This is a genomic window from Marcopretia estuarina LEGE 06307 (genome assembly GCF_056633115.1).
The window spans coordinates 29,690-46,233 of sequence record NZ_JBSJOY010000003.1 but is presented as its reverse complement, the minus strand read 5'-3'; the positions used below and the strand labels follow the sequence as shown (position 1 = coordinate 46,233).

Genomic DNA, 16,544 nt, shown 5'->3' with positions numbered 1-16,544 from the left:
CACGGTCCTCTTTTATGTCTCCAGCCCTCAAAGGTGTGGCTTACGTGAGCGTCTGGGTGCTGCTCTGGGGCACGGCGTCTTCCCTGGCCGATTTCGTGCTGCTGGAGCGCGGCGCGTATGACGCCGGCACGGTTGCTCAGGCGATCACGTTCACCTCGTACGGGATCGCGGCGGTGGTGTTGGCTGTGCGCCTCTCCGGCCGCTTCCTCACCCCTCAAGACTGAACCCCTGCGACCTCATGACGGCGTCCACCATGCGGGCCGTCTGGGCGATCGGGCCCACATCATGCACACGCAGCACATCGGCTCCCTGGCTGATGGCCAAGGCGCTCACCGCCGCTGTTCCCCACAGGCGTGCCCGCGGCCGTGGCTCCTCCAGGACAGCGCCGATGAAGCGTTTGCGTGAAGGGCCCACCAGCAGGGGGAAGCCTGCGGCACGCAACTGGCTCAACTCACGCACCAGGGTGAGGTTGTGTTCGGTGGTCTTGGCGAAGCCCAGGCCCGGATCCCAGATCACCTGCGCGGTGTTCACTCCGGCGGCCACGGCCCGCTCCGTGGCCCGCAGCAGCTCCTCGCCCACCTCTGCCGTCACAGCCTTGTAGGTGGCGAGCTGGTCCATGGTGCGGCTGTCGCCGCGGCTGTGCATCAGCACGTAGGGGCAGCCGGCTGCCGCCACCACCTGTAACAGCTCCGGCTCGCGCCGCCCACCGCTGACGTCGTTGATCCAGTGGGCACCGGAGGCCAGGGCCGCCTCGGCCACCGCAGCGCGAAAGGTGTCGACCGACAGCAACGGCCCTCTGCCGTCCGGAAAGGCGGCACGGATCAGCGCGAGCACCGGCAGCACCCGGGCCATTTCTTCGCTGGCGCTGATCTCGGCGGCGCCGGGGCGTGTGCTCTGACCGCCCAGGTCGAGCAGATCGGCGCCCGCCACCACCATGCGCCGGGCCTGGCGCAGCGCCGCCTCCGGCGTGGGATAGCGCCCCCCGTCGCTGAAGGAATCGGGGGTGAGGTTGAGCACCCCCATCACATAGGTGCGCGTTCCCCAGGCCAGGGCCGGAGCCGAGGACGTTGCCATTGCCGTGTTCACCGCCGCCACAAGCCCAGCCACTCATGATCGCGTGGTTGCCCGTTGCGGCCACTGGCGGAGCCCACAGCCGCTTCCCAGCAGGCCTTGGTGAAGCCTGCCTGCTCAACCTGCCGAGCCAGGGCGCCGGCCTCGGCGCCGTAGGGCGGCCCGCCCGGGCGCGGGTGACACCAGAACAGACCCAGCAGCCAGCCGCCGGGAGCCAGCAACTCCCGCACCGTGGTGAGGTAGGTGCTCCGCTGTGAAGGATCAATGGCGCAGAAGCAGGTGTGCTCCAGCACCCCTTCAAGGCTGCCGGCCGTGAGCCCTGCAGCGGCAAGCGCCGGAGGATCGAACAGGTCGGCCTGCAGCCATTGCAGCGCGGGGCTGCTGCCGTGCAGCCGCTCGGCCTCTGCCAGCGCCGCTGCGCTGAAATCGAGGCCAACCGCGGCAAAGCCGGAGGCAGCGAGCAGGCCCGCCTCGTGGCCGCGCCCACAGCCCGGCACCAGCACCCTCCCCGGAGCTTCTGGAGCCAGCGCGTGGTGCTGAAGAAACGCCTGCAGCGGTGGCGCCGGCTGACCCAGCTCCCAGGCATCGGTTCCCTCCCGGTAGCGATGGTCCCAGGCAAGGGCACACTGCGGCGGCTCAGGCGGGCTCATGGTTCCGGCTTCGCCAGCAAGACCTCGATCCGATCGGCGAGCTGCAGGCAGCGATCCATCTCCTCCCACAGCAACTCCCGACGCACGGCATCCACCGCGTAGGAGCGATGGTGCAGGTCGCGGGCCTGGTAGCGGAGAGCCTCACGGATGCGCCGCCATTCATCCGGATGCAAGGGGAAGGAAAGAGTGCTCATCGCGTTGTCATTCATGCCACTGGTTGTAGGAAAGGCCGCTGTTTCCATGTGAATTCTGTGTAGCGAGCCTGCGCGGTTGCTGCCGGAGTCGTGAGCTCCATGTCTGTGGGTTGTGGGTTTGCATGAGTATTTCTGCTGGCCTGCTTCATATGTCGTGATGTAGAGCATGAAGCTTGATGTCGGGCCTCCCTGGCGACCGCAGTGGTGCGTGGGTCGCCGTAGGGTCGTGCAGGGAGCAGAACGTTCGCTTCAGCCATTGCATTGATGTTGGCGTTTCTTTCCCTCCATGTCCGCCACAAACATGCCCCGGGCCCATGGCAGGGTTGAATGAACACAGTGGCCTGCGGAGCACAATGCCGCTGAGGACAATGCCCCTACGGCCCTTGTGGTATGGCCTCCGCAAGGAGTGTTCCCCGCCTGAGTTTTTCATGAGGGATGGCCACGTGGTTGAGAGCGGTTAGTGGAGAGGCCATCCAGCCACAACGCTACGGATGGCAGGCGGTAAGTCTTTTTTCTCATCCACGCCAGTTGGCGTGAATCCCCAGGAGTTCACCACATGACCGAAGCGCGCGCGGCCAATCTCACCGTTGGCGAACTCGAAGCGAATTATCATCTCTATTGCAAGGCCCTCCGCATCCTGGTAAGAGAGGGAAAATCCCTCGTCAAGATCCAACGAACCGTCTGCTGGGATCGCCTCGAAACCATCTTTCACTGCTACCCCTCCCGCTATAAGTCGCCCGATTACCTCTACGTGCTGCTGAAACGTGAATACGGCGACCTGCCAAACAACGGCTCGTTGGGCACCAGCGGCTCCCCCGCTCCCAGCACCTGATTCTGATGTCCAGCTGATCAGCGCCAGATTGCGCGTTGCCGCTCCCGGAATTCAAGCCTGCAGGATGGCGAGCGGATTCCCATAACCAGCCGCGGCTTGCTGAGTCATGGCTTGAACATCCGAGGCCTGGGCCGCGATGGCTTGCACTTCTATGGCTGTTCCGCCGGCAACTGTCGCCGCAACTCGATCTGGCCGAGAGCGGCGCAACCATCCGGATCGGCCCGATCCGATGCTCCAGGCCAGGGCTCAGATGGTGACCGGCACGCGGTACTGGGCGATGCGGGCAAAGCTGATCGGGTCGAGCGAAGCGCCCCCCACCAGCACACCGTCAATGTCGCTCTGAGCCATCAGTTGGTCGATGTTGTCGGCTTTCACCGAGCCGCCGTACTGAATCACCACATCCGGATAACCCACCCAGCTGCGGATCAGGCCACAAATACGGTTGGCCTCAGCGGCGTCGCAGGTCTTGCCGGTGCCGATTGCCCAGATCGGCTCATAGGCCACGACCATTCGGCTGGGATCAAGATCCTCCAGGCTCTGCTCCACCTGGCGGCGGATCACCCGCTCGGTTTCGCGAGCGCTGCGCTGGCTGTCGGTTTCACCCACACACACGATCGGAATCAGGTCGGCCGCCTGGGCGCTGAGGGCGCGGCGATTGATCTGCTCATCGCTCTCGGAGTGGTACTTGCGGGGCTCGCTGTGGCCCACGATCGCGTACGAAACCCCGTGCTCCTTGAGCATGTCTGCCGAGATGGAGCCTGTGTAGGCGCCGCCGTTGTCCCAATGGACGTTCTGGCTGGAGAGCTTGATGTCGCTCCCTGCCAGGGCTTCGCTCAGCGCGGCGATGGCGGTGAAGGGCGGCGCCAGCACCACCACCCGATCCTCAGGAAGATCGGCCATCAACGGCACGAAGCTTCCGGCGTAGGCCCGCGCCTCTGCGCAGGTCATGTGCATTTTCCAGTTGCCTGCAATCACCGCCTTGCGCACCGCCTTCTCTCGCTGAGGTGCCCAACAACCTAGGCCGAGGGGGGTACCTCCAACTCAATGCCCTGCCACTCCACCCGGTCGCCCGCCACCAGCTGGCGGCCGCGGCGCAGCTCGATAGCGCCGTTCACGCGCACCTCACCGTTCTGCACCCGCAGCTTGGCCTCGCCACCTGTGGCCATCACGCCCTGCCATTTGAGGAACTGGTCAAGCCGCACCCAGGGAGGCGCCGAAAGGGCGCTGATAAGGTTCGCCGATGCTCGCACCCCCACCGGCCGGTTTTCGCGGGCTGCTGCCGCTGCTCGGGCCCCATCGCCGCAATCTGATCGCCGGCGGGGTCTGCATGGTGATCTTCGTGGCCTGCTGGCCCCTGCTCGCCTGGCTGGCCGGTCAGCTGATCCCCTCTATCGGCGCCGGTGATTTCCCGGCGGTGCTGCGGGCGATCGGCCTGGCCCTGCTGGTGTTTCTGGTGCAGAAGCTGGCCCAGTTCGGCCAGGACACCCTGCTGGCCTCCCCGGCCCTGCAGGTAGGCCAGGCGCTGCGCAGCCAGCTGTTCGCGCGCCTGCAGCGCCTGGAATTCGCCTCCCTGGAGAAGCTCTCCGCCGGCGATCTCACCTACCGCCTCACCGAAGACGCCGACCGGGTGGCGGAGGTGATCTACAAGACGATTCAGGACACCACCCCCAGCCTGCTGCAGCTGATCGTGGTGTTCGGCTACATGGTCTTCCTCGATTGGAAGTTGTCGCTCGCCACCTTGTTGCTGGCGCCGCTGGTGGCCGTGCTGGTGAGCGCCTTCGGAGCCAAGGTGATGGGGGCGGCCGAACGCAGCCAGAAGCAGGTGAGCGAACTGGCCGGCCTGCTGGGAGAAGCGATCGGAGGCCTGCCGCTGGTGCGCGCCTTCGCCGCCGAGACCTGGCTGCAGCAGCGCTTTGAGCAGGAGATCGACCTGCACCGCCGCGCCCGCTACCGCACCATGCGACTGCTGGCGCTCCAGCATCCGGTGGTGGGCTTCATCGAAGCGGCCGGGATCCTTTCGGTGCTGCTGATCGGCGCTTCGCGGATTCAGGCGGGCGGCCTCACCAGCCAGGGTTTCAGCAGCTATGTGGCAGCCCTGCTCATGCTGATCGATCCGATCTCCCACCTCACGACCAACTACAACGAACTCCAGCAGGGCCAGGCCTCGCTCAAGCGGCTGCGGGCGATCGAGCAGGAGCCGATTGAACCTCCCGACGATGCAGGCGCCCTGCCCCTGGGCCCCGTGCGTGGGGAGGTGCGTCTGGAGGGCGTCTGGTTCGGCTACGACCCCGAGCGCCCTGTGCTCCAGGGCCTTGAGCTTTGTGCTGAGCCCGGGCAGCTGGTGGCGCTGGTGGGACCGTCCGGCGCGGGCAAGAGCACGCTCTTTTCATTACTGCTGCGCTTCAACACCGCCCAGCGGGGCAGGGTGCTGCTGGACGGCCAGGATCTGGCCCGGCTGCGCTCCGGCGACCTGCGCCGTGCCGTGGCCCTGGTGCCCCAGCAGAGCAGCGTGTTCTCCGGCACGGTGGCCGAGGCGATCCGCTTCGGACGTGTCGCCTCCGATGCACAGGTGCATCAGGCTGCCGTACTGGCCAACGCGGCCGGTTTCATCGAAGCTCTGCCGGGCGGCTACGACGCCCGTATCGAGGAGCGGGGCAGCAATTTCTCCGGTGGTCAGCTGCAGCGCCTGGCCATCGCCCGGGCGGTGCTTGGCGATCCGGCGGTGTTGCTTCTCGATGAAGCCACCAGTGCCCTGGATGCGGAGGCAGAGGAGGCGGTGCAGCAGGGCCTGCGCCAGGCGATGGCCGGCCGCACCGTGCTGGTGATCGCCCACCGCCTGGCAACAGTGCAGGAGGCCGATCAGATCCTGGTGCTCGAGTCCGGCAGCATCGTCGAGTCGGGCAGCCATGATCAGTTGATGGCCCGGGGCGGGCGATACCGCGAGCTGTGCCAGCGTCAGCTGATCCGCGTGGCGGACTGAGCAGGTCCCGGATCGCCGGGCTCAAGCCCGGCCTGCCGCTTGGCTGGCCTCCCTTCCCGCTTTCTGCTGGTCTGGCTCCCACCCGGCTCTTCTCCCCACGCCGCTCGCTCCCCCTTCGCACCGCCGGCCATGACCGATCTGCCTCTGTGGGAATACCGGGTCATCCACATCAACCTGGAGAGTGGCACCCCTCCCGAACCCCCCAGCGCGGAAGCCGCCAGTGAGCGGCTGCGAGGTGCCTTGAGCCCCGAATTCATCGCCAGCGAGTTTCCGGAGTTCTACGGCGCCCCGCCGCCGCCGCGCCATCCGGCTGGGCAGCTGCAGTTCTTCCTCAATTTGCTGGGCGCGGAAGGGTGGGAGATGGTGGAAGCCTCGCAGGTGGGGCCCCTGCTGATGTTCTTCTTCAAACGGCGGCGCCAGCCGGCCTAAAATGAGCGATCCCCTTTGTGCTGGCTTTGACAGACGCCGCTTCCAACCCACCCGTGCTCACCTTCGAGGGCAAGCGCTACGACCTGAACACGCTGCCCGACGACCTCAAGGAACTGGTGCGCGGCATGCAGGTGGCCGACAACCAGCTCCGCCTGCACGAAGACACCCTGAAGGTGCTGGCGGTGGGGCGCCAGTCGATGGCCCATCAGCTCAACGAGCGCCTCAAAACCGTCCCGCCCCTGCCGGAGCCCTTTTGAGCGCAGTGGGCTCCAGTACCTGGAGTCCCTAACCCCGAGCGTCGCCCCCCGGCCCGTGGCTGCAGAAGGGCCGGGGTTTGCGGCTGCGATCAGAACGGCTTGTATCAGACCGGCTGCAGGTCTTCAAAGCGGAAGCGTTGCTCGCCCGCCTCACCCTCTGCTGCTGAGGCGCCGCTCCCTGCGTCGCTGGCGATCACGCGCTCGCTCAGCACCCAGGGGCCGATGCCGGCCAGGGGCACGAAGGTGTCGGTGAAGTGGCTGGTGCCACCACGGGCGACGCCGGTGGCAGGGTCGCTGTAGGCGCTGCTGTAGCGGCGGCTCAGGTAGCCGGCGCCCGTGTCGGTGGTTTCCAGCGTGAAGATCGTCACCACCGTGCCGTGGATGTGGCGGTGCACCATCGTCACCACGTTGTCCTTGATGCGGTAGCGGTCGCCGCTGCCCTTGCCGCCCACGATCACCTCCAGGCCCACCGCATCGGTGTCGCCGGCGGTGAAGGTGTTGGCGCTGTGGGTTTGCTCGAAGGTGCGGCGCACCCGGTGGATGCACACCTCCCAGAGCTGGGAGGCCACGGCCTTGTTGATTTCGGCGTCGTCGATCCCCTCCACGCTGGCCTTGAGGTCAGCGCCCACCACGAAGCGGCCTTCCACCCGACGGTCGCCCTGCTCCCACACGCAGCGGCCCTGGTAACCGGCGAAGCCGGGTTCCCAGGTGTAGCGGTTCTCGTAGGCGGCGCGGAACAGGTCGGTGATGTCGGTGCCGGGAGCCACGACGGAGCTGGGGGGAGCGGTGGTGGTCAATGGTTTCGGGCAGGGGCCCTTCACCGTAGCGATCAGCGGCCGGCCGGGGTGTGGATGTCCTGCAGGGCGGCCACGGTGAGCTCCTGGCTCTGCAGGGTGGTGATCGCCTCCACCGCCGCGCGCGCTCCCGCCAGGGTGGTGACCGTGGGCACCGCGTAGTCGAGGGCGGCGCGGCGCAGGTACTTGTCGTCGTGGGCGGCCTGCCGGCCGATCGGGGTGTTGATGATCAGCTGGATGCGGTCCGAGCGGATGGCGTCCTCCACGTTCGGGCGGCCTTCATGCACCTTGAGGATGGCCTCCACCTCGAGGCCGTGGGCGCGCAGCAGCGAGGCTGTGCCGGTGGTGGCGATCAGCCGGAAGCCCAGCGCGGCCAGGTTGCGGGCCACCGGCACCAGCGCCGCCTTGTCGCGGTCGTGGGTGGAGAGGAACACCATGCCTGCGGTGGGCAATGCTTCGCCGGCGGCCAGTTCCGCCTTGGCGTAGGCCATGCCGAAATCGGCGCCGCTGCCCATGACCTCTCCCGTGGAGCGCATCTCCGGTCCCAGCAGGGTGTCCGCACCGGGGAAGCGCTTGAAGGGCAGCACCGCCTCCTTGACGTTCTGCAGCGGCGGCTGAGGTTCGGCGGTGAGGCCCAGCTCCGCCAGCGTGCGCCCCGCCATCAGGCGGCTGGCGATCTTGGCCAGGGGCACGCCGGTGGCCTTGGCCACGAACGGCACCGTGCGGGAGGCACGCGGGTTGGCTTCGATGATGAACACCTGCTCCCGCTGCACGGCGAACTGCAGGTTGATCAGGCCGCACACATCAAGAGCCAGGGCCAGCGCTTCGGTCCACTGGCGGATCGTGGCCAGCGCGGCGGGCGAGAGCGACACCGCCGGCAGGCAGCAGGCCGAATCACCGGAGTGGATGCCGGCTGGCTCGATGTGCTCCATCAGCCCGCCGATCACCACCCGGCCCTCGCGATCGGCCAGGGCATCAACATCCACCTCGATCGCGTCTTCCAGGTACTGGTCGATCAGCACTGGATGGTCGGGCTCCACCTGCACCGCCTCCACCATGTAGCGGTTGAGTTCTTCTTCGTCGAACACCACCTCCATCGCCCGGCCGCCGAGCACGTAGCTGGGCCGCACCACCACGGGATAGCCCACCCGGGCGGCGACGGCACGGGCCTCCGTCTCGCTGCGGGCCAGGCCGTTGCGCGGCTGGCGGATGTCGAGCCGCCGCAGGATCGCCTCGAACTGCTCGCGGTCTTCGGCGCTGTCGATCGATTCTGGTGACGTGCCCCAGAGGCGGGTGCCGGTGGCCATGCCCTCCGGCGTGGACAGCCAGCGCAGCAGCGGCAGCGCCAGCTTCAGGGGCGTCTGGCCGCCGAATTGCACGATCACCCCGGCGGGCTTCTCGGCCTCGATCACGTTCAGCACGTCTTCGAGCGTGAGCGGCTCGAAGTAGAGGCGGTCGGAGGTGTCGTAGTCGGTGGAGACCGTTTCCGGGTTGCTGTTGACCATCACCGTGGCCAGGCCTTCCTCCTGCAGGGCGAAGGAGGCGTGGCAGCAGCAGTAGTCGAACTCGATGCCCTGCCCGATGCGGTTCGGCCCACCGCCCAGGATCATCACCTTGCGGCGACTTTCGGGTTGCACCTCGTCCTGCGGCGGCAGTGGCGCCAGGCTGCCGTCCGCGTTCAACTGCTCCAGCGGCCGCTCGTAGGTGGCGTAGTGGTACGGCGTGGTGGAGGCGAATTCCGCCGCGCAGGTGTCCACGGTCTTGAACACGGCATTGATCCCCAGGGCCTGGCGATGGCGGCGCACGCTGAGTTCGTCGCTGCCGGTGGCCCAGGCGATCTGGCGATCGGAGAAGCCCAGCTGTTTGAGCGCCAGCAATGTGTCGCTGGTCAGGTCGTTGAGCGCACGCCCCTGCAGCAGGGCCTGCTCGGCGTTGAAGATGCCGCGCAGCTTGGCCAGGAACCAGGGGTCGATCGCACTGAGCGCGTGGATGTCGGTGTCGCTGCGGCCGGCCACCATGGCGGCACGCACCGCAAAGATCCGCTCAGGCGCGGGGGTACGCAGCTGGCGTTCCAGGTCGCTGGGCTCCACCTCGGCATCGGGTCGGTCGCCGCCCCAGCCGGCGTGGCCGGTTTCCAGCGAGCGCAGGGCCTTCTGGAACGATTCCTCGAAGCAGCGGCCGATCGCCATGGCCTCGCCCACCGATTTCATCGAGGTGGTGAGCACCGCCGGGCTGCCGCGGAACTTCTCGAAGGCGAAGCGGGGAATCTTGGTGACCACGTAGTCGATCGTGGGCTCGAAGCAGGCCGGCGTCGCTCCGGTGATGTCGTTGAGGATTTCGTCGAGGGTGTAGCCCACCGCCAGCCGGGCGGCGATCTTGGCGATCGGAAAGCCGGTGGCCTTGGAGGCGAGGGCCGAGCTGCGGCTCACGCGCGGGTTCATCTCAATCACCACCACATCGCCGTTGGCGGGGTTGATCGCGAACTGGATGTTGCTGCCGCCGGTTTCCACGCCGATCTCGCGGATGATCGCGATCGACTGGTCGCGCAGGCGCTGGTACTCGCGGTCGGTGAGGGTTTGGGCAGGGGCCACGGTGATCGAGTCGCCCGTGTGCACCCCCATCGGATCGAGGTTCTCGATGCTGCAGATGATCACCACGTTGTCGGCCAGGTCGCGCATGACCTCCAGCTCGAACTCCTTCCAGCCGATCAGCGACTGCTCGATCAGGATCTGGGAGACGGGACTGGCCTCCAGACCGCTCTTGCAGAAGGCCCGGAACTCCTCGGGGTTGTAGGCGATGCCGCCGCCGGAGCCGCCGAGGGTGAAGGCGGGCCGGATGATGCGCGGATACCCGCCCACCTCCTCTCCCACCCGTTCGGCCTCGGCGAGCGAACTGGCGATGCCGGATGGACACACCGCCACGCCGATCCGTTCCATCGCCTGTTTGAACAGGAGGCGGTCTTCCGCTTTCTTGATCGAGGCCAGGTTGGCGCCGATCAGCTCGACGCCGTAGCGCTCGAGCGTGCCGTCTTCCGCCAGGGCCACCGCCAGGTTGAGGGCGGTCTGACCGCCCATGGTGGGCAGCAGGGCATCCGGGCGCTCGATGGCGATCACCCGCGCCACCACTTCAGGGGTGAGCGGCTCGATATAGGTGCGATCCGCCATTTCCGGATCGGTCATGATCGAGGCCGGATTCGAATTGATCAGCACCACCTCGAAACCCTCGGCCCGTAGGGCCTTGCAGGCCTGGGTGCCTGAGTAATCGAATTCGCAGGCCTGGCCGATCACGATCGGTCCGGAGCCCAGCAGCAGGATGCGGCGCAGATCCGTGCGGCGGGGCATGGGCGGTGTTCGAAGCCAAACGGCCTCAGCCTCTCACGCCCACTGCCCGCTGGCTGGCCTCCGGGGCGTGTGTCCTCGCTAACGTGGCGGTTTCCTATCCATTGCCGGTTCGATGAGCGAACTCCAGCGCCTCAAGGGGCTGCTTCCTCCGGAGATGCAGAGCTGGGTGTTCGTGGAAGCCGCCGCCTCCGCCGACCCGCCCCTGGTCACGATCGAGGAGATCGGCCGTGATGAGGTGGAGATCCAGGTGGATCTCGAAGCCTGGGATCAGCTGGCCCTCGACCACCGCAACCTGCTCTTCTGGCATGAGGTGGGCCGCATCCAGAACGATGCGGTGCCCCGCGACGGCTGGGAGATGGCGGCCTTGGCCATCGGCCTTGGCGGCGCCATCGGCGAGCTATGGGTGCAGGACGGCCTGCTGCTGATGATGGCGCTGGGGTTGTCGGGCTTCGCCGGCTACCGGCTCTACCTCAAGAACAACTCAGAGAAACGTTTGCAGGATGCGATCGCCGCCGATGAGCGGGCCATTGCCCTGGCCACCCGCTTCGGCTACACCCTGCCCAATGCCTACAAGAGTTTGGGTGGCGCCTTGAAGGAACTGGTCGAGCAGACCCGCAAGAAGAAGAAACGCGCCTTCTACGAAGACCGCCTGGAGGCCCTGCGCAAGAGTGCGGCCACCGCCCGTGCCGAGATGGCCCAGCAACAAGGCAGCCGCCAGTCCGTCACCAGCGAGAACGTCTATGGATAGTGATCGCCTCACCAGGCTTGCCGCCGAGGCCTGCGACGACCGCAAGGCCGTGGACATCCGTCTGATCCGGGTCGATGAGGTGTCCTCCCTGGCCGATTGGTTCGTGATCTGCTCGGGCCTCTCCGATGTGCAGGTGCGGGCCATCGCCCGTTCGGTCGAAGACCGCCTGCTCACTGATGCGGGCCGGCTGCCGCTGCGCAAGGAGGGCCAGAACGAAGGGCGCTGGGTGCTGCTCGATTACGGCGAGCTGATCGTGCATGTGCTCACCCCCAGCGAACGGCGCTACTACGACCTGGAAGCCTTCTGGGGACACGGCGAGCAGGTGCCGTTCCTAGGCTCCGAGGAGTCTGTTTCCCTCTGACCGTCCGGCGTCTTCCATGGCTCAGGTCTCCCCCCTCTCGACCTGTCCGGTGCCCGTCGAACAGCAGCCCCTGGAGGAATACCGCCAGCTGCTCGCCTCCTGGTTCTTCGCCTGGCCGGTGCAGAGCTCCGGTCAGTTGCTCAAGCCCCTGGCGATCAGCTGGCTGCTTGCACTGCCGCTGTGTCTGCTGATCGCCTACGGCAGCTGGCCCCTGCGCCACGCGCCGTTGCGGTTGGTGCTGGCGGCGGCGGTGGCGGCAGTGCTGCCCTCACTGCTGCTGCTGATCCGCCAGTGGCTGGGCTGGAGCTATGTGAGCCGGCGCCTCACCTCCGAGCGGGTGGAATACGAGGAATCCGGCTGGTACGACGGCCAGGTGTGGGAGAAGCCCCTCTCCTGGCGCCAGCAGGACCTGCTGGTGGCCCGCCATGAAGTGCGTCCGGTGCTGGAGCGTCTCCGCCAGGGCCTGCTCCTGGCCGCTGCACTGCTGCTAGTAGGAGCCTGGCTCTGCCAGGCTCTTTGAACCTTGGCCCCGGTCGTTTCCGGGGCGCCGATCCCTCTGCGATGTCCTTGTCTTCCAGTTTCGGCTCCTCCCAGCGGCCAGGCGTGCCCCCCCTGGAGGTGCGGCTGCTGCGTGCCGGTATCACCGAGTCGGTGCACCGCGTTCACGCCGTTGTCTGCGACAAGCGCGGGCGGGTGTTGATGCGCGCCGGTGATCCCCAGCAGCTCAGTTTCATGCGATCGGCGCTGAAGCCCTTCCAGGCCCAGGCCTATGTGAGCAGCGGTGCCGCCGACCTGGCCGGTGCCGACAGCCGCAGCCTGGCGATCGCCTGTGCGTCCCACGCCGGCACGCCGGCCCATGCCCGCGAAGCGTTCAAGATCCTCTGGAGCGCCGACCTGGAAGCCGAACGGCTGCAGTGCCCGCCACCACGGCCCGACGCCAGCCCGCTGCAGCACAACTGTTCGGGCAAGCACGCCGCGTTTCTTGCCACCTGCCGCCGCATGAACTGGGCGCTGGACACCTACCTCCAGCCCGACCATCCGCTGCAGCAGCAGGTGTTCAAGGGGGTGGGGGAACTGCTGGGCCTGCCCGGAGCGGAGCTGCTCACGGCGCGCGACGACTGCGGGGCCCCCACCGTGCAGATCCAGCTGGCCCAGATGGCTCTGCTGTTTGCCCACTTGGGCGGTTCTGAGCAGCCCGATCTTGAGCGGCTGAGTCGGGCCATGCTGGCCCACCCTGAGCTTGTGGCTGGCGAGGGACGCTTCGACACTGAGCTGATGCGGCGGGGTCATGGCCTGGTGCTGAGCAAGGGGGGCGCCGAAGGGATCCAGTGCCTGGCCCGCATGGGCGAGGGGCTGGGAGTGGCGATCAAGGTGGAGGACGGCGCCAGCCGTGCCAAGCACGCGGTGACGCTGCACCTGCTGCGGCAGCTCGACTGGCTCACGGCGCTCACCCTCGAAGAGCTCGAGGATCAGTTCCTCGCGCCAGGCCTTGGCCTGCGGCTGGAGGTGAGCGGCGAGCTGCGCTTTGACGCCATGGCGCGCTGAAGCCGGCGCCCAGGGCCCCGCCCATTGCCGGAAGGCACCCCCGGCTTGTAGTGTGTCTGAGGCGACGCGGGGTAGAGCAGTCTGGTAGCTCGTCGGGCTCATAACCCGAAGGTCAGGAGTTCAAATCTCCTCCCCGCCACCACTTTTCATCCCCCGGTTGCGGATCTGCAGCCGGTTTTTTTATGGGCAGCTGTCTGGGCAGAGGCCGGGCCCTGCGTCGCTGGTTCGACGCCCGGCTGTCGCCGCCTAAGGTCGCCACGCCACGCCCGTTGCTGGCCAGCCGATGCCTCTCGCTGATCCCGGACCCCTGTTTGATGCGGTGGTGGTGGGGTCCGGCGCCACCGGCGGAGTTGCCGCCATGGTGCTGGCGAGCGCTGGCCTGCGGGTGCTGGTGCTGGACGCTGGCCCCGCGCTCAGCGCCCGCCAGGCTTTCGGCAGCGAGCCCCTGAACAGCCTCAGGCGTGTGGCCAACATCAGCAGCGGCCGGCAGTGGCGGCAGGTGCAGCATCCGGGCTACTGGAAGGCCAACCCGGAGCTGTATGTGGATGAGCGAGAGAACCCTTACAGCACGCCTCCCGACCGCCCCTTCCTCTGGAGCCGGGGGCGTCAGGTGGGCGGCAAGAGTCTCACCTGGGGCGGCATCACCCTGCGCCTCTCCGACCACGAGTTCAAGGCGGGCGAGCGGGATGGCCACGGTCCGTCCTGGCCGCTTTCCCACGCCGACCTGGCCCCTTACTACGCCCGACTCGAGCGCTTCCACGGCGTGCACGGCCACTGCGATGGCCTGCCCCAGCTGCCGGATGGGGAGTTTCAGCCGCCGCTGCCGTTCACGCCAGCGGAGCGCCACCTTCAGCAGGCGATCGCCCGGGAGCTGAATCTGCCGCTGATCCACTCCCGTGGCTTCGCGTTGCACCGCCCCGGCAGCGGCCCCTGGCCCCGCTCCTGCTCCCAGGGAGGGGCGCTGGCCCAGGCTCTGGCCACGGGCCGGGTGACGCTGCGTCCGGGGGCGGTGGTGAGCCATGTGGAGGTTGATCGCACCCGCCGCCGCGCCGAAGCGGTGGTGTACGTGGAGCGGGCCAGCGGTGCGCGGCAGCGGGTGCAGGCCCAGCTGGTGGTGCTCTGCGCCTCCACGCTGGAAACGGTGCGGATCCTGCTCCATTCCGGAGAGGCGCATCAGCCGCATGGGCTGGCGGACCCCTCCGGCAGTCTCGGGTGCCACCTGATGGATCACATCTCCAGCTGCCGGTTCTTCGCGTTGCCCGATCAGCCGGCCCCGACCGGCCCCAGCGAACTGTCGGGGGCGGGCAGTGCCTTCATCCCCAACACCGTGAACCTCGGCGCCGATGACCAGCCTCTGCCCTTCCGCCGCGGCTACGGCATCTGGGCCGGCGTGCAGCGCTTCGATCCGCCGGCTCTGCTCAAGCGGCGCCAGCGGGAGGCGGTGGGCTTCCTGATCGGCCAGGGGGAAGTGCTGCCCCAGGCCCACAACCGGCTCACCCTTTCAGCCACTGCCACCGATGCCTGGGGCCTGCCGGCCCCCCACATCGACGTGCATTGGGGCGAGAACGAAACGCGGATGGTGGCCCACATGCAGGCGCGCATGGCGGCGGTGGTGGCTGCCGCCGGTGGCTGCATCCGGCCGCTGGAGGATCTGTTCCTGTTTCCGCTGGCCGAGCCGCTGCTGCGTCTGGGGGTGGCGTTGTCAACGGAGGCGGCGCCGCCGGGCTACTTCATCCATGAACTGGGCGGAGCCCGCATGGCGGCCGGCCCTGACCACGGGGTGGTGGACCCCTTGAACCGCTGCTGGCAGGCCCCCAATCTGCTGGTCACCGATGGGGCCTGCTGGCCCAGTGCCGGCTGGCAGAGCCCCACCCTCACGGAGATGGCAATCACCTGGCGGGCCTGCGCCCATGCCGCCCACAGGTTGCGCACCGGCGCGATCGATGAGGCTGTGAGCGCGTCCTGACCGGACCACGCGGGCGGTGTCAACGACCACAAAAGCGATCTGGACCCTCCTGCACAATTTGCAGGCGACCTTTAACCGGGTCGGGCAAGGGAGATTCCAAAGCGGGGGCCTTAGGGTTTCCGCTTTTTTATTGCTGGCGCCACAGGCAGCGGGCCTGTGATTCGGTGGTGTTCCGCTGCGCAGGACCTCTCCTTCACCCGGTTGTTTGCTGTTCGGCGGCCGACAAACCCTTAGCGAGTGAAGCCGCGACGCGTAAAGCTGCAACCTGCCAATCAGCAGCTTGAGCAGCCACTGCGAGTCAGCAACGTGTGACGCAGCAACCTTCGAGTCAGCAGGTTTCGAGTCAGCAGGATTCGAGACAGCAACGCGCGAGACAGCGGCTTGGGAACGACAACGGCTGGAACAGCAAGGTGAGATCCAGTGAAACCATCAAGGTGGGGTCCTGTGATCAGCGGCCTGTGAATCGGCAGCCAGCCATCGTGCAGGACTTGATGGTGCGTTGCTTGGCGCCCACGTGCTTGCAGCTTGCGTGCTCGCTGGCGTTGTTCAGAGCAATGGGCGAGGACCTTGGGTGGATCAGGAGCGCGAGCTTTACAGGCCGTTCTTCAGCATGGGCGGCCTGTCTCCATTCACGCGTGCCTTTCTCCGGCTTCACTGGCGCCCATCGGCCATGGCTGCTGGTCTCGGGCGATGACGGCTGATCTCGCGTCAGGCCCGCTGGACTCCGGGCAAGCTGCCGTCAGACGAGGCGGCCTTCGGGCGGCTGGTTGCGCATGAACAGACCGTTGAGGTAGTGCTGGGTGACGCAGCCGTCGGTGCAGCCGTTCTGGAACAGGAAGCTGGCCAGGGCTGAACTGACCAGCTGGTACTGGTCCCAGTGGGGATGGCTGCGGATGAAGTCGCGCATGCCGTCGAACAGCAGCTCAGGGATCTCCGCCTCAAGACTCACGCGGCTTTCTGCAGCCACCCCGGCTTCGCCTGGATAGGCCTCACTCCGTCCTGAGCCACTGGCGGCCTCGCTGCTGCGCATGCCGTTGCGTCCTTGGCCTGTGGTCCTGTTCAGCGCGTCGCTCAATGCCGTGGCTCCCTGGTCCTGCCCAGATAGCCACAGCGACGGCAGGCCCGTCAAAGCGGGGGGCCTGGATGAAACCCATGCCGGCTCGCCTTGAGAAAGTCAGCTGCGGTGCCTCTTCGTCGCTGGCCATCGGCAATCGGTCTGGCGGGTGATGCCACTGAGAACGTTTGTCAAGAAGGCTGCCTGGAAACCCGCGTAATCCCCAGATTCAAGGGCTTGAAAGGCCATTCTCCGACCTCGCCTGTGGAAAAACCCCTCCCGTTCTGGGGAAAACCATGGGTGCCTGGGGAAATCGGTGACA

General features: G+C 67.3%; 18 protein-coding genes and 1 tRNA gene. 11 read left to right on the top strand and 8 right to left on the bottom strand.

Annotated features, from left to right (window positions below; all coding sequences use genetic code 11):
- Positions 1-14 precede the first annotated feature (14 nt).
- Positions 15-224 (top strand): hypothetical protein, encoded by a 210-nt coding sequence (locus ACWJI3_RS07770; protein WP_255099728.1) that lies wholly within the window; start codon positions 15-17, stop codon positions 222-224.
- On the opposite strand, the gene folP is transcribed toward ACWJI3_RS07770, so the two are convergent.
- From folP to ACWJI3_RS07755, 3 genes are read right to left on the bottom strand one after another with little or no spacing between them, the layout of a single operon-like run.
- On the bottom strand, positions 208-1,074 hold the full coding sequence (gene folP / locus ACWJI3_RS07765) for a dihydropteroate synthase (RefSeq protein WP_480203398.1): 867 nt from the start codon (positions 1,072-1,074) through the stop codon (positions 208-210). The two genes, ACWJI3_RS07770 and folP, sit on opposite strands and share 17 nt — an antisense overlap.
- Positions 1,075-1,082: 8 nt before the next feature.
- On the bottom strand, positions 1,083-1,721 hold the full coding sequence (locus ACWJI3_RS07760) for a methyltransferase domain-containing protein (protein WP_480203397.1): 639 nt from the start codon (positions 1,719-1,721) through the stop codon (positions 1,083-1,085).
- Complete coding sequence (locus ACWJI3_RS07755) at positions 1,718-1,915, bottom strand: hypothetical protein (RefSeq protein WP_480203396.1); 198 nt, start codon at positions 1,913-1,915, stop codon at positions 1,718-1,720. The genes ACWJI3_RS07760 and ACWJI3_RS07755 overlap by 4 nt, the downstream gene beginning before the upstream one ends.
- Before the next feature lie 556 nt (positions 1,916-2,471).
- Here ACWJI3_RS07755 and ACWJI3_RS07750 point away from each other — a divergent pair.
- Complete coding sequence (locus ACWJI3_RS07750) at positions 2,472-2,747, top strand: DUF3136 domain-containing protein (RefSeq protein WP_094510373.1); 276 nt, start codon at positions 2,472-2,474, stop codon at positions 2,745-2,747.
- Between the two features lie 246 nt (positions 2,748-2,993).
- On the opposite strand, the gene tpiA is transcribed toward ACWJI3_RS07750, so the two are convergent.
- Complete coding sequence (tpiA, locus tag ACWJI3_RS07745; RefSeq protein ID WP_094510374.1) at positions 2,994-3,734, bottom strand: triose-phosphate isomerase; 741 nt, start codon at positions 3,732-3,734, stop codon at positions 2,994-2,996.
- 29 nt (positions 3,735-3,763) lie between these two features.
- Positions 3,764-3,949, bottom strand: a complete 186-nt coding sequence (locus ACWJI3_RS07740; RefSeq protein WP_255099725.1) for an RNA-binding S4 domain-containing protein — start codon at positions 3,947-3,949, stop codon at positions 3,764-3,766.
- Positions 3,950-3,987: 38 nt separating this feature from the next.
- Here ACWJI3_RS07740 and ACWJI3_RS07735 point away from each other — a divergent pair, with 38 nt between their 5' ends.
- The 3 genes from ACWJI3_RS07735 to ACWJI3_RS07725 all read left to right on the top strand — a co-directional run bounded on the left by ACWJI3_RS07735 (position 3,988) and on the right by ACWJI3_RS07725 (position 6,413).
- Positions 3,988-5,727: an ABC transporter ATP-binding protein gene (locus ACWJI3_RS07735; protein WP_480203395.1), complete on the top strand. Its 1,740-nt coding sequence runs from the start codon at positions 3,988-3,990 to the stop codon at positions 5,725-5,727.
- A gap of 129 nt (positions 5,728-5,856) precedes the next feature.
- Positions 5,857-6,156, top strand: coding sequence for a hypothetical protein (locus ACWJI3_RS07730; RefSeq protein ID WP_094510377.1), 300 nt, complete (start codon positions 5,857-5,859; stop codon positions 6,154-6,156).
- A 26-nt stretch (positions 6,157-6,182) separates the two neighbouring features.
- Positions 6,183-6,413: a DUF6447 family protein gene (locus tag ACWJI3_RS07725; RefSeq protein ID WP_094510378.1), complete on the top strand. Its 231-nt coding sequence runs from the start codon at positions 6,183-6,185 to the stop codon at positions 6,411-6,413.
- Positions 6,414-6,517: 104 nt separating this feature from the next.
- On the opposite strand, the gene ACWJI3_RS07720 is transcribed toward ACWJI3_RS07725, so the two are convergent.
- Both ACWJI3_RS07720 and carB read right to left on the bottom strand, forming a co-directional pair.
- On the bottom strand, positions 6,518-7,210 hold the full coding sequence (locus tag ACWJI3_RS07720; RefSeq protein ID WP_094510379.1) for a DUF3386 domain-containing protein: 693 nt from the start codon (positions 7,208-7,210) through the stop codon (positions 6,518-6,520).
- 32 nt (positions 7,211-7,242) lie between these two features.
- Positions 7,243-10,548, bottom strand: coding sequence for a carbamoyl-phosphate synthase large subunit (gene carB, locus ACWJI3_RS07715; RefSeq protein ID WP_480203394.1), 3,306 nt, complete (start codon positions 10,546-10,548; stop codon positions 7,243-7,245).
- A gap of 112 nt (positions 10,549-10,660) precedes the next feature.
- On the opposite strand from carB, the gene ACWJI3_RS07710 reads away from it, so the two are divergent.
- The 6 genes from ACWJI3_RS07710 to ACWJI3_RS07685 all read left to right on the top strand — a co-directional run bounded on the left by ACWJI3_RS07710 (position 10,661) and on the right by ACWJI3_RS07685 (position 15,168).
- Positions 10,661-11,296 carry a DUF3318 domain-containing protein gene (locus ACWJI3_RS07710; protein ID WP_094510381.1) on the top strand — a complete coding sequence of 212 codons (636 nt, stop codon included), beginning with the start codon at positions 10,661-10,663 and terminating at the stop codon, positions 11,294-11,296.
- On the top strand, positions 11,289-11,657 hold the full coding sequence (gene rsfS, locus ACWJI3_RS07705) for a ribosome silencing factor (protein ID WP_094510382.1): 369 nt from the start codon (positions 11,289-11,291) through the stop codon (positions 11,655-11,657). Before ACWJI3_RS07710 ends, rsfS begins: the two co-directional genes overlap by 8 nt.
- Before the next feature lie 16 nt (positions 11,658-11,673).
- Positions 11,674-12,177: a CGLD27 family protein gene (locus tag ACWJI3_RS07700; protein WP_480203393.1), complete on the top strand. Its 504-nt coding sequence runs from the start codon at positions 11,674-11,676 to the stop codon at positions 12,175-12,177.
- A 41-nt stretch (positions 12,178-12,218) separates the two neighbouring features.
- The gene (locus ACWJI3_RS07695; protein WP_259729256.1) at positions 12,219-13,202 is read left to right on the top strand and encodes an asparaginase; all 984 of its coding nucleotides are present in this window, start codon (positions 12,219-12,221) and stop codon (positions 13,200-13,202) included.
- A 65-nt stretch (positions 13,203-13,267) separates the two neighbouring features.
- Positions 13,268-13,344, top strand: a tRNA-Met gene (locus tag ACWJI3_RS07690).
- 141 nt (positions 13,345-13,485) lie between these two features.
- Positions 13,486-15,168: a GMC oxidoreductase gene (locus ACWJI3_RS07685; protein ID WP_480203392.1), complete on the top strand. Its 1,683-nt coding sequence runs from the start codon at positions 13,486-13,488 to the stop codon at positions 15,166-15,168.
- Positions 15,169-15,907: 739 nt separating this feature from the next.
- Here ACWJI3_RS07685 and ACWJI3_RS07680 read toward each other — a convergent pair.
- Positions 15,908-16,198 carry a DUF2811 domain-containing protein gene (locus tag ACWJI3_RS07680; protein WP_094510386.1) on the bottom strand — a complete coding sequence of 97 codons (291 nt, stop codon included), beginning with the start codon at positions 16,196-16,198 and terminating at the stop codon, positions 15,908-15,910.
- Positions 16,199-16,544 lie beyond the last annotated feature (346 nt).